Origin of the sequence: Klebsiella aerogenes KCTC 2190, assembly GCF_000215745.1 — a bacterium.
Classification (GTDB): Bacteria; Pseudomonadota; Gammaproteobacteria; order Enterobacterales; family Enterobacteriaceae; genus Klebsiella; species Klebsiella aerogenes.
The window spans coordinates 5,206,564-5,219,252 of the sequence record NC_015663.1 but is presented as its reverse complement, the minus strand read 5'-3'; the positions used below and the strand labels follow the sequence as shown (position 1 = coordinate 5,219,252).

General features: G+C 53.6%; 11 protein-coding genes. 8 read left to right on the top strand and 3 right to left on the bottom strand.

Translation table 11 applies throughout. The annotated features are described in order from the left end of the window. Positions 1 to 99: 99 nt before the first annotated feature. Positions 100 to 1,302 (bottom strand): acetate kinase, encoded by a 1,203-nt coding sequence (gene ackA, locus EAE_RS24675; protein WP_015365576.1) that lies wholly within the window; start codon positions 1,300 to 1,302, stop codon positions 100 to 102. 338 nt (positions 1,303 to 1,640) lie between these two features. On the opposite strand from ackA, the gene yfbV reads away from it, so the two are divergent. The 4 genes from yfbV to EAE_RS24655 all read left to right on the top strand — a co-directional run bounded on the left by yfbV (position 1,641) and on the right by EAE_RS24655 (position 5,256). After that, complete coding sequence (gene yfbV, locus EAE_RS24670; protein ID WP_015365578.1) at positions 1,641 to 2,096, top strand: terminus macrodomain insulation protein YfbV; 456 nt, start codon at positions 1,641 to 1,643, stop codon at positions 2,094 to 2,096. Between the two features lie 85 nt (positions 2,097 to 2,181). Then, complete coding sequence (locus tag EAE_RS24665) at positions 2,182 to 2,676, top strand: YfbU family protein (protein WP_015365579.1); 495 nt, start codon at positions 2,182 to 2,184, stop codon at positions 2,674 to 2,676. An 11-nt stretch (positions 2,677 to 2,687) separates the two neighbouring features. Then, a complete protein-coding gene (locus EAE_RS24660; RefSeq protein ID WP_015706163.1) occupies positions 2,688 to 3,347 on the top strand; it encodes a sugar phosphatase in 660 nt (219 codons plus the stop codon). Between the two features lie 76 nt (positions 3,348 to 3,423). Beyond that, the gene (locus EAE_RS24655) at positions 3,424 to 5,256 is read left to right on the top strand and encodes an SLC13 family permease (RefSeq protein ID WP_015365581.1); all 1,833 of its coding nucleotides are present in this window, start codon (positions 3,424 to 3,426) and stop codon (positions 5,254 to 5,256) included. A 37-nt stretch (positions 5,257 to 5,293) separates the two neighbouring features. On the opposite strand, the gene yfbR is transcribed toward EAE_RS24655, so the two are convergent. Then, on the bottom strand, positions 5,294 to 5,893 hold the full coding sequence (gene yfbR / locus EAE_RS24650) for a 5'-deoxynucleotidase (RefSeq protein ID WP_015706162.1): 600 nt from the start codon (positions 5,891 to 5,893) through the stop codon (positions 5,294 to 5,296). Positions 5,894 to 5,974: 81 nt separating this feature from the next. Continuing rightward, on the bottom strand, positions 5,975 to 7,192 hold the full coding sequence (gene alaA, locus EAE_RS24645) for an alanine transaminase AlaA (protein ID WP_015365583.1): 1,218 nt from the start codon (positions 7,190 to 7,192) through the stop codon (positions 5,975 to 5,977). Between the two features lie 883 nt (positions 7,193 to 8,075). On the opposite strand from alaA, the gene EAE_RS24640 reads away from it, so the two are divergent. The 4 genes from EAE_RS24640 to nuoC all read left to right on the top strand — a co-directional run bounded on the left by EAE_RS24640 (position 8,076) and on the right by nuoC (position 12,687). Continuing rightward, positions 8,076 to 9,002, top strand: a complete 927-nt coding sequence (locus EAE_RS24640) for a LysR family transcriptional regulator (RefSeq protein WP_015365584.1) — start codon at positions 8,076 to 8,078, stop codon at positions 9,000 to 9,002. Between the two features lie 651 nt (positions 9,003 to 9,653). Continuing rightward, a complete protein-coding gene (nuoA, locus tag EAE_RS24630) occupies positions 9,654 to 10,100 on the top strand; it encodes an NADH-quinone oxidoreductase subunit NuoA (RefSeq protein WP_002913181.1) in 447 nt (148 codons plus the stop codon). A gap of 15 nt (positions 10,101 to 10,115) precedes the next feature. Continuing rightward, positions 10,116 to 10,790 carry an NADH-quinone oxidoreductase subunit NuoB gene (gene nuoB / locus EAE_RS24625; protein ID WP_002913178.1) on the top strand — a complete coding sequence of 225 codons (675 nt, stop codon included), beginning with the start codon at positions 10,116 to 10,118 and terminating at the stop codon, positions 10,788 to 10,790. A gap of 88 nt (positions 10,791 to 10,878) precedes the next feature. Further along, positions 10,879 to 12,687: an NADH-quinone oxidoreductase subunit C/D gene (nuoC, locus tag EAE_RS24620; protein ID WP_015365585.1), complete on the top strand. Its 1,809-nt coding sequence runs from the start codon at positions 10,879 to 10,881 to the stop codon at positions 12,685 to 12,687. The last annotated feature ends 2 nt before the right edge of the window (positions 12,688 to 12,689 follow it).

The window sequence follows — 12,689 nt, the reverse complement described above, 5'->3', positions numbered from 1 at the left end:
CGCCAGTTTTAGGCGGGATACAAAACAGCACCGCCAGCTTACCGTTCATACTTCAAGTGGCAACTCGAAGCAGTCAGGATTATCGCTGGCGGTGTGGAATTAAGCGGTCAGACGGTGTGCGTCTTGAGCGATCACCAGCTCTTCGTTGGTCGGGATAACCACGGCAGGGCGGGTGCCTTCTTTGTTGATGAAGCCAGACTTGCCGAAACGGGCAGCCAGGTTACGCTCGTGATCAACTTCGAAGCCCAGAACGCCCAGTTTACCCAGGGACAGTTCACGAACCATCGCGGCGTTTTCACCGATACCACCGGTGAAGACAACGGCGTCCAGACGGCCGTCCATCAGCGCGGTGTAAGAACCGATGTATTTCGCCAGACGGTGGCAGTAAACGTCCATTGCGCGTTTAGCGTCAGCTTTATCCGCGTAGTTGTCTTCAACATAGCGGCAGTCGCTTGTGACTTCGGTCAGACCCAGCAGGCCGGACTCTTTGGTCAGCATTTTGTTGATAGCATCTACGCTCATACCCAGCGCGTCGTGCAGGTGGAAAATGATTGCCGGGTCGATATCGCCAGAGCGAGTACCCATCACCAGACCTTCCAGCGGGGTCAGACCCATGGAGGTATCAACGCATTTACCGTTACGGATAGCGGAAACGGAACCGCCGTTGCCGAGGTGGCAGGTGATGATGTTCAGTTCTTCAACCGGCTTGTTCAGAACCTTAGCGGCTTCCTGAGTCACATAGTAGTGGCTGGTGCCGTGCGCGCCGTAACGACGTACGCCATGCTCTTTGTACAGGCTGTACGGCAGGGCGTACAGGTAGGACTCTTCCGGCATGGTCTGATGGAACGCGGTGTCGAACACGGCAACGTTCTTGTCTTTCAGGTGCGGGAAGGATTTCAGCGCTTCAGCGATACCGATCAGGTGCGCCGGGTTGTGCAGCGGTGCAAAGGAAGCGGAGTCTTTGATGCCCTGAATAACGGAATCGTCGATGACAACGGAACTGGTGTATTTTTCACCGCCGTGAACGATACGATGGCCAATTGCGGTCAGCTGTGCTGACAGTTCTGGTTTTTGTGCCAGAATAGTGTTAACGATAAAGTTCAGCGCTTCACTGTGAGCGGCGCCTGCGCCTAACTCAGCTTCGTGTTTGCCGCCGTCCATTTTCCATTTGATACGGGCTTCAGGAAGATGGAAACATTCGGCTAAACCGGAGAGATATTCGTCACCGTTAACGGCATCCAGGATAGCAAATTTCAGGGAAGAGCTACCGCAGTTCAGAACCAGTACTAACTTACTCGACATGGAAGTACCTTTTATGATACGTGGCTAAAAAAACATCAGTGTGTCACAAAGCGTAGCGCAGGATGACATCGACATTTATGATTAACATCATGCCTTGTTCTGTTTTCTGGCACGATGAGGGAAGTACATATGATTTTATGTCATTTTGCATAATTTTCCGCCAGCAGCAGAATATGCGATAATTTGACTAACCTGGTAAAAGGGTCTAACCGCCCTCTCAGGTGGGCACAGGATACCTGATTGCCGCACCCATTGCCAAAATCTTTTGAACGTTGTCATGCACAGTTGGTGTTTTGCACGAAAATTTTAAGTTTTATATGTAAAGTTGAGGTATAGCCATGTCGACCCCTGAGAATCGCCCCGTTAGCTTTTTTAGCTTGTTTCGTCGCGGGCAGCACTATGCGAAGACCTGGCCCCTCGATAAGCGGCTGGCGCCGGTGTTTATCGAAAACCGCATTATTCGCGCCACCCGCTACGCGATTCGCATCATGCCGCCGGTTGCGGTCTTCACCCTGTGCTGGCAGATAGCGCTCGGCGGCCAGCTCGGCCCGGCCGTCGCCACCGCGCTATTTGCCTTAAGCCTGCCGATGCAGGGGCTGTGGTGGTTGGGCAAGCGTTCCGTCACGCCATTACCGCCATCAATACTGAACTGGTTTTATGAAGTGCGCGGCAAATTACAAGAGGCCGGGCAGGCGTTAGCGCCGGTTGACGGCAAGCCGGATTACCAGGCGCTGGCTGACACGCTTAAGCGCGCCTTCAAACAACTGGATAAAACTTTCCTTGATGATTTGTAATTCCATACGGAAAACGCATATAAAAGAAGGCGCATGATTTATGCGCCTTCTTTATTTCACGCCGTAAGTGCTACAGGAGTCAAAAATGGAAATGACCAATGCGCAGCGTCTGATTTTGTCCAATCAGTACAAGATGATGACTATGCTCGACCCGGACAACGCTGAACGTTACCGCCGTCTACAGACCATCATCGAGCGTGGATATGGGCTGCAAATGCGCGAGCTGGACCGCGAATTTGGCCAACTGACGGAAGAAACCTGCCGGACGATTATCGATATCATGGAGATGTACCACGCGCTGCACGTCTCCTGGACCAACCTCAAAGATGCGTCCGGTATTGATGAACGCCGGGTCACCTTCCTTGGCTTTGATGTCGCCACTGAGGCCCGTTATCTCGGCTATGTGCGCTTTATGGTCAATGTAGAAGGGCGCTATAGCCACTTCGACGCAGGAACTCACGGCTTTAACTCGCAGACGCCGATGTGGGAAAAATACCAGCGTATGCTGGCCGCCTGGCACTCCTGTCCGCGCCAGTATCATTTGAGTAGTAACGAAATTAACCAAATTATTAATGCCTGATGGAGGTGCCCGTGCAGTGTAAAGGTTTCCTGTTCGATCTCGACGGGACGCTGGTGGATTCTTTACCGGTTGTCGAGCGTTCATGGTGTAAATGGGGCGATCGTTTCGGCATTCCGCACGATGAGATTCTCGGTTTCATTCACGGTAAACAGGCCATCACTTCGATTCGCCATTTTATGCCGGGGCGCAGCGAAGAGGATATTCAGGCCGAGTTCCGCTTCCTTGAGCAGATTGAAGCCACCGATATCGACGGCATTGTCGCACTGCCGGGCGCGTTAAACTTGCTGAATACGCTCAATGAAGCCGGTATCCCCTGGGCTATTGTGACCTCGGGTTCGATTCCGGTTGCTCACGCCCGCCACCGCGCGGCAGGTCTGCCAATGCCGAAAGTGTTTGTCACCGCCGAACAGGTGAAGAAGGGGAAACCGGCGCCGGATGCCTATCTGCTCGGCGCTGAACTGCTGGGGATACCGGCGCAACAGTGTGCGGTGGTTGAAGATGCGCCGGCGGGGCTGCTTTCCGGGCTGGCTGCCGGATGCCGCACCATCGCCGTCAACGTTCCGGCGGATGCGCCGCGTCTTGATGAAGCCGATCTGGTGCTGACGACTCTCGAAAGTTTGCGCATTGAACGGCAGGCGGACGGCAATGTTCAGGTGAATCTTAAAGCATAATCTCATGACTTAGCCCCGCGTCGCCGGGGCTTTTTTGTGCCACAATTTCGGCTCCCTCTTCAGACAAGGATAAGTTGTGAACGGTGAATTGATTTGGGTGTTATCGCTACTGGCCATCGCGGTTGTCTTGTTTGCAACCGGCAAGGTGCGCATGGATGCCATCGCGCTGATGATCATTGTGGCGTTTGTGCTTAGCGGTACGTTAACCCTCAGCGAGGCCTTCTCCGGCTTTAGCGATCCGAACGTCATTCTCATTGCTGCGTTATTTATCATTGGCGATGGCCTGGTGCGCACCGGCGTGGCGACTAAAATGGGCTCCTGGCTGGTCAAGGTTGCCGGTAATAGCGAAACCAAAATGCTGGTCTACCTGATGCTCACCGTTGCCGGGCTGGGCGCGTTTATGAGCTCCACCGGCGTCGTGGCGATATTTATTCCGGTGGTGCTCAGCGTTTCGCTGCGTATGAATACCTCGCCATCGCGGCTGATGATGCCGCTGAGCTTCGCCGGGCTGATTAGCGGCATGATGACCCTGGTGGCGACGCCGCCGAACCTGGTGGTCAACAGTGAACTGCTGCGCGAAGGGTTGCATGGATTCAGCTTCTTCAGCGTGACCCCGATTGGCCTGGTGGTGCTGGTGTTGGGTATCGTCTATATGCTGGTGATGCGCTTTATGCTGAAGAGCGAAGATGACAGCGCCGCTCGCGATGTGCGCAAGAAAAGCACCTTTCGTGATTTAATCAAAGAGTACCGCCTTACCGGCAGGGCGCGCCGGCTGGCGATTCGTCCGGGCTCGCCGATGATCGGCCAGCGGCTTGATGATTTAAAGCTGCGTGAACGCTACTGCGCCAACGTTATCGGCGTCGAACGCTGGCGGCGTTTTCGCCGGGTGATTGTCAACGTTAACGGGGTATCGGAGTTTCGCGCCCGTGACGTGTTGCTGATCGATATGTCAGCCTCCGACGTCGATCTGCGGCAGTTTTGCGGCGAACAGATGCTTGAGCCGATGGTGCTGCGTGGCGAATACTTTGCCGATCAGGCGCTGGACGTCGGCATGGCTGAAGTCTCGTTAATCCCTGATTCAGAGCTTATCGGTAAAACGGTGCGCGAGATGGCCTTTCGTACCCGTTTTGGTCTGAATATCGTTGGTCTGAAGCGCGATGGCAAAGCGCTCGACGGCGCGGTAGTCGATGAACCTCTCCAGTTAGGCGATATTATGCTGGTGGTCGGCAACTGGCGGCAGATAGCCATGCTGGCGAAACGTGGCCGCGATTTTGTGGTGCTGAATATGCCGGTAGAGGTCAACGATGCTTCGCCAGCGCACAGTCAGGCGCCGCACGCCATATTCTGCCTGGTGTTGATGGTAGCACTGATGCTTACCGATGAAATCCCTAACCCTATCGCTGCCATCATCGCCTGCCTGTTGATGGGCAAGTTTCGCTGCATCAACGCCGAGAGCGCCTATAAGGCGATTCACTGGCCGAGCATCATTTTGATTGTGGGGATGATGCCGTTTGCCCTGGCATTGCAGAAAACCGGCGGCGTGGATTTGGTGGTGCAGGGGTTAATGGACGTCGCCGGGAGTAAAGGCCCCTATTTGATGCTGGGTTGCCTGTTTGTGATGTGCGCGGCGATTGGTCTGTTTATCTCTAACACCGCGACGGCGGTGCTGATGGCGCCGATTGCGCTGGCGGCGGCGAAATCGATGGGAGTCTCGCCATATCCTTTTGCCATGGTGGTGGCGATGGCGGCTTCGGCGGCTTTCATGACCCCGGTCTCTTCACCGGTTAACACGCTGGTGCTCGGACCCGGTAAATATTCGTTTAGTGATTTTGTCAAAATCGGTGTGCCCTTCACCGTACTGGTGATGGTGGTCTGCGTGCTGCTTATCCCGGTACTCTTTCCGTTTTAATTCATTCAGGCCGGGCAGGGGATGCCCGGCCTGAAAATTAAAGCGGTGAATCCTGGCTGATTTCATCGAGCGACAAGTGGAAGCTCGGGACAAACACCTGCATAAAGTAATCCATCTCCGGGCTACGGCGAGACTCCAGCGTTTTTTCCAGCCGACCTTTAGCCAGCAGAAATTCGTTATTGCCGGCGGAAAGCTCTTCAAGACATTTCAGATAGGCGCACAGGGCGTCGGCCTGCTTCACAATCGACTGCTCTTCTTCACTGTAATGGTGCTCATCAATCAGGGGCTCAAAGATATCGCGCAGCTCATCGGGAACCATATCGACCAGTTTTTGCTGAGCGATTTTCTCAATCGCCTTATATTCCTGGGCAATCTGCGAATTGAAGTATTTCACCGGCGTGGGCAGATCGCCGGTGAGGACCTCGGAGGCATCGTGATACATCGCCAGCAGGGCAATACGTTCGGCGTTGACCTGGCCGCCAAACTTGCGGTTCTTAATTGCCGCCAGCGCATGGGCGACCATCGCCACCTGCAAACTGTGCTCGGAGACGTTTTCGGTACGCACGTTGCGCATCAAAGGCCAGCGGTTAATTAGTTTCAGGCGGGAGAGGTGGGCAAAGAAATGACTCTGACTCATAGGAACCCTTAAGCGGTGACAACATCAGGTTCCATTGTGCGCAGGGATCGCCGCCGGATGCAAATACCGGCGGCGGCGCGATTAAAGCTGATGATAGCCGGAGAGGAAACGGCCAAAGCGGGAAATCGCCATTTCCAGGTCATCTTCACGCGGCAGGGTGACGATACGCACGTGATCCGGCCACGGCCAGTTAAAGGCGGTGCCCTGAACCAGCAGCACTTTCTCCTGTAGAAGGAAGTCGAGCACCATTTTCTGGTCATCGTGGATATTAAAGCGTTTGGCGTCGATTTTCGGGAACATGTACAGCGCGCCTTTCGGCTTGACGCAGGAAACGCCCGGGATCTCGTTGATTAACTCCCAGGCGCGGTTGCGTTGCTCATACAAACGCCCGCCCGGAATGATAAATTCGCTAATGCTCTGATAGCCGCCCAGCGCGGTTTGGATTGCGTGTTGCGCCGGGACGTTGGCGCACAGGCGCATCGAGGCCAGCATTTCCAGCCCTTCGATATAGCCTTTGGCGTGCTTTTTCGGCCCGTTAAGCACCATCCAGCCCTGGCGGAAACCGGCGACACGATAGGTCTTCGACAGTCCGTTAAAGGTGACGGTCAGCATATCCGGCGCCAGCGCGGCGATCGAATGGTGTTCGGCATCGTCGTACAGGATCTTGTCGTAGATTTCGTCGGCGAAAATAATCAGGTTGTGCTGACGGGCGATCTCGACGATCTCCTGCAACAGTTCTTTGGAATAAACGGCGCCCGTCGGGTTATTCGGGTTAATGATGACGATTCCACGGGTGCGTGGCGTAATTTTGGCGCGGATATCGTCGAGGTCCGGGAACCAGTCTGAGGATTCGTCGCACAAATAGTGCACCGCTTTGCCGCTGGAAAGGGAGACCGCAGCGGTCCACAGCGGGTAGTCCGGAGCCGGAACCAGCATTTCGTCGCCGCTGTTGAGCAGCGCCTGCATGGCCTGGACGATGAGCTCGGAAACGCCGTTACCGATATAGATATCTTCCACGGTAACATCGCGCATCCCGCGCGCCTGGTAGTGCTGCATAATCGCTTTACGGGCGGAATAGAGACCTTTTGAGTCGCTGTAGCCCTGGGCGGTCGGCAGATTGCGGATAACGTCGACGAGAATTTCGTCAGGCGCATCGAAGCCGAACGGCGCCGGGTTGCCGATATTCAGCTTGAGTACTTTGTTGCCTTCTTCTTCAAGGCGTTTTGCTTCTTTGAGAACCGGACCGCGGATGTCGTAACAGACATTCTCTAACTTGCTGGATTTTTCGATAGGGGACATGAACCTTTGACCTTTTAGCTGTTATCGCCACTCCCTGCCGTGGAAGTCAGCACGGAACAATGTACTCCGCATCCCCGCTGTTTTGAAGGGTTAACAGGAGAAGATTTTGCTAATGGTATTTTTTTAGAGTAATGAATTTATCTGTGTAATGGCGTTATTCTTTATATAATGTGCCTGGTATGGGTTTTTGAATGGTTTTATGTTGCGCGTATTAGGTGATTACATGGATGTTTATCCGGTTTGTTGCTGAAGGAAAAAGCGGTTTGCCGGAATTTTAACCGCTAAAAGACACTATGCTAATAAAAAGAGGGCGATGGCGACTGTAGCAACTATGTTAATTTTTTTTAATAAAACATGCCAATGAATGAATCAGGTATATTTGATTGCATGGATTATTTCGGCTTTTGTTAATTTAATTATAGTGCTGCAAAAAAGTTTAAAATTACCTTAGATAATACTGATTAGCGCTTATAAATATTGTGGTTTTCGGTTAGGATAAGACAGTTAATATCGACGTGTAAACCTCTGTTTAACGGCGTGATTTTATTAATATATTGTTATTGCAGGCTTTTTTGTTTGTGTTCAGCAGGCGTTGTTATGCGTGTCGGGCTTCCTGGCGTAACGACATCTGTTATTGCAGACTTTGTTTGAGATTCATCACATAACCGAAGTCTCAGTAATTAAAAATGCGTAGAGCTACGAACAAAATATTACTCAAATTTTTCGCACATTTGTCGCGAACGAGTGCTTTCACATGCAATGACGTTCTTCCAGTTGTCCTCCGCGGAATTTGTCCGCTCGGCACGAGGCTCATGGAATAGCCGGAAACCTGGATACAGCATCAACAAGGCAGGCCAGCATTAGCGCCTGTAAGTGAAGAAATATGATAAATGCAAATCGTCCGATACTGAATCTCGATCTCGATCTGCTGCGGACCTTCGTCGCCGTCGCCGATCTGAGCACCTTCGCGGCGGCCGCTGCCGCGGTATGTCGTACCCAGTCCGCCGTCAGTCAGCAGATGCAGCGCCTGGAGCAACTGGTAGGCAAAGAGCTTTTCGCCCGTCATGGGCGCAATAAATTACTGACCGAGCAGGGGATCCAACTGCTCAGCTACGCGCGCAAAATACTGCGCTTTAATGATGAGGCCTGCATGTCGCTGATGTTTGGCAGCCTGCAGGGGACGCTAACTATCGGCGCTTCCGATGAAACGGCGGATACCATCCTGCCTTACCTGCTCAACCGAATCGGCAGCTTCTATCCCAAACTGACGCTGGAAATAAAGGTCCTGAATTACGCCGATATCGTCGCGAAGTTGGGCAGCGGCGAGATCGACCTGGCATTAACGACGCATCAAACCGGCGAATTTGACGTCCTGACGCTGCGTACCTCGCCGACGCTGTGGTACTGCGCCGCGGATTACGTACTGGCGCAGGGTGAATCCGTTCCGCTGGTGCTGCTCGAAGAGTCCGGGCCGTTTCGCGAAGATATCATCTCCGCGCTGAACGCTGCGCAGGTTCCCTGGCATTTGGCGCATGCCGCCAGTTCTTTAGCCGGGGTGAAGGCGGCGGTGAAAGCGGGCCTTGGCGTCACCGCGCGTCCGGTAGAAATGATGAGTCCGGAGCTACGCGTTCCGGGTAAAAGCGATGGCCTACCGGGCTTGCCTGATACCCACTATGTGCTGAGCTGCAATCCGCAGCGGGAAAACGAACTGGCGCAGGCGATTTTTCAGTCGCTGAGCCAGGACCATAATCCGTGGAACACGGAAACCCTATATACCCCGGAAGGGGGAGACAGTTCTCTGGTTTCATAAAGCCGAATTATCATATATCGATCACAATAATCCGGTAACAAAATGTAAGTGTAAAAAAGAGCCACCGATCGACAAAATGGGGTCAGTGGCTCTTTTTTTTATATTTTACAAGGATTTTAAGCAGTTTAATAATTTATTGATAAATGAATCAATGAGTTGGGTTGAAAGCGACCATTGTTTCTCTGTTTTTAGCTGCAGTTTCAATACTTCCTGCTAATGTTAAAAAACCGGACGGATTGTTGCCGTTTTCCAGATGTAATTAACAAAAGCGTGTCACAGATCAAGAAAATACCCCTACTTGGGGGGAGGAATCGCGGCCAAATCCTGTCAAAATAGATTGGCGAAATTGATTTACGTCTAAAACGGACACGATTCAACAACACTAAATCCGAATGATATGCAAGGTTATTACGCAACAAAGGGCATTTAATGTTAATGAAAATATTCCAATGTAAATTAATGTAGTTAAAACTTTTGTTAAAGTTGACAAAAGGTTAAAGAAAGGGGTAAAAAGCCACGGCATTTGGGCTTCCTCATCAACCAGGGACGCTTTTTTGCAAGGTCATTTTTTTATTCCTCCCGTGAAACGCTGTGGCGTTCATCTGCCATCAAGAGCAGAGGGTTTTGGCGCTACACTTTTTTGGTTAAGCAATGCGTATGTCAACATCCACTGAAGTCATCGCTCATCATTGGGCATTCGCTATATTTCTCATCATCGCTATCGGTCTGTGCTGCCTGATGCTCGTCGGCGGCTGGTACCTCGGCGGTCGCGCGCGCGCGCGTAGCAAAAACACGCCGTTTGAATCGGGGATCGACTCCGTTGGTTCGGCCCGCTTACGTCTTTCTGCGAAGTTTTATCTGGTCGCCATGTTCTTCGTTATCTTCGACGTGGAAGCCCTGTATCTCTACGCATGGTCAACATCCATTCGCGAAAGCGGCTGGGTTGGCTTTGTGGAAGCCGCAATTTTCATTTTAGTGCTACTGGCTGGTCTGGTTTACCTCGTTCGCATCGGCGCACTGGACTGGACGCCTGCGCGTTCCCGTCGCACGCTGGTTAACCCGGAAACAGACAGTCCCACTAACCGTCATATGCAGTAAAAGCGAGGCAATAAGATGGATTATACGCTCACCCGCATAGATCCTAACGGTGAGAACGACCGTTACCCCCTGCAAAAACAGGAGATCGTAACTGACCCCCTGGAGCAAGAAGTCAATAAAAGCGTGTATATGGGGAAACTCGAACACGCGCTGCATGACATGGTGAACTGGGGCCGTAAGAACTCGATTTGGCCGTACAACTTCGGCCTGTCTTGCTGCTATGTAGAAATGGTGACGTCATTCACTGCGGTGCATGACGTTGCGCGTTTTGGCGCGGAAGTACTGCGTGCCTCTCCGCGTCAGGCCGACCTGATGGTGGTCGCCGGTACCTGCTTCACCAAAATGGCCCCGGTTATTCAGCGCCTGTACGATCAGATGCTGGAGCCGAAGTGGGTTATCTCTATGGGCGCATGCGCTAACTCCGGCGGGATGTACGATATCTACTCCGTCGTCCAGGGCGTGGACAAGTTTATTCCGGTGGATGTTTACATCCCGGGCTGTCCGCCGCGTCCGGAAGCTTATATGCAGGCGCTGATGCTGCTGCAGGAATCCATTGGTAAAGAGCGCCGTCCTCTCTCATGGGTGGTTGGCGATCAGGGCGTCTATCGCGCCAACATGCAATCCGAGCGCGAGCGTAAACGCGGCGAACGAATTGCGGTGACCAATCTGCGGACTCCGGACGAGATTTAACTTGCGCCTGCGGGCGGGAACCAGACTTCGCAAATCAATCTACAAAAGCAGCGAAGCCTCGCCCGGCAGTCACCACGGACCTTTTGCAATGGTGAACAATATGACTGATTTAACCGCGCATGACGCCGCACCAGCCTGGCAAACCCGCGATCACCTTGATGACCCGGTGATCGGCGAACTGCGCAACCGTTTTGGGCCGGATGCCTTTACCGTTCAGCCTACCCGTACCGGCGTTCCGGTGGTGTGGGTGAAGCGCGAACAGCTGCTTGAGGTGGGTGATTTCCTGAAGAGATTGCCGAAACCTTACGTGATGCTGTTTGACCTGCACGGCATGGACGAACGTTTACGTACGCACCGCGATGGCTTGCCAGCCGCGGATTTTTCCGTTTTCTACCACCTGATCTCAGTAGACCGCAACCGCGATATCATGCTCAAGGTGGCGTTGTCTGAAAACGATCTGCATCTGCCGACCTTCACCAAACTGTTCCCTAACGCCAACTGGTATGAGCGTGAAACCTGGGAAATGTTTGGCGTGACCTTCGACGGTCACCCGAATCTGCGCCGCATCATGATGCCGCCGACCTGGGAAGGCCACCCGCTGCGTAAAGACTATCCGGCGCGCGCCACCGAATTCGATCCGTTTGAGCTGACCAAAGCCAAGCAGGATCTGGAAATGGAAGCGTTAACCTTCAAGCCGGAAGAGTGGGGTATGAAGCGCGGCACCGAAAACGAGGACTTTATGTTTCTCAACCTCGGCCCGAACCACCCGTCCGCTCACGGCGCATTCCGTATTATTCTGCAGTTGGATGGCGAAGAGATCGTCGACTGCGTGCCGGACATCGGCTACCACCACCGCGGCGCGGAGAAAATGGGCGAACGCCAGTCCTGGCACAGCTACATCCCGTACACCGACCGTATCGAATACCTCGGCGGCTGCGTCAACGAGATGCCATACGTGCTGGCGGTGGAAAAACTGGCCGGGATCACCGTGCCGGATCGCGTGAACGTGATCCGCGTGATGCTGTCCGAACTGTTCCGCATCAATAGCCACCTGCTGTATATCTCGACCTTTATTCAGGACGTCGGCGCGATGACCCCGGTCTTCTTCGCCTTTACCGACCGTCAGAAAATCTACGATCTGGTCGAAGCGATCACCGGTTTCCGTATGCACCCGGCGTGGTTCCGCATCGGCGGCGTCGCCCACGACCTGCCGCGCGGCTGGGATCGCCTGCTGCGTGAATTCCTTGAGTGGATGCCGAAGCGCCTGGATTCCTATGAGAAAGCCGCGCTGCGCAACACCATTCTGATTGGCCGTTCCAAAGGCGTTGCCGCCTACACCGCAAAAGAAGCGCTGGAGTGGGGCACCACTGGCGCAGGTCTGCGCGCGACCGGTATCGGCTTCGACGTGCGTAAATGGCGTCCTTATTCTGGCTACGAAAACTTCGACTTTGAAATCCCGACCGGCGGCGGCGTTTCCGACTGCTACACCCGCGTGATGCTGAAAGTGGAAGAGCTGCGCCAGAGCCTGCGCATTCTCCAGCAGTGCCTCGATAATATGCCGGAAGGCCCGTTCAAAGCGGATCACCCGCTGACTACGCCGCCGCCGAAAGAGCGCACGCTGCAGCATATTGAGACCCTGATTACGCACTTCCTGCAGGTTTCCTGGGGCCCGGTGATGCCGGCCAACGAATCCTTCCAGATGGTTGAAGCGACGAAGGGGATTAACAGTTACTACCTGACCAGCGACGGCAGCACCATGAGCTACCGTACCCGTATTCGTACCCCGAGCTATGCGCACCTGCAGCAGATCCCGGCGGCGATCCGCGGCAGCCTGGTATCCGACCTTATCGTCTATCTGGGTAGTATCGATTTTGTTATGTCAGACGTGGACCGCTAATT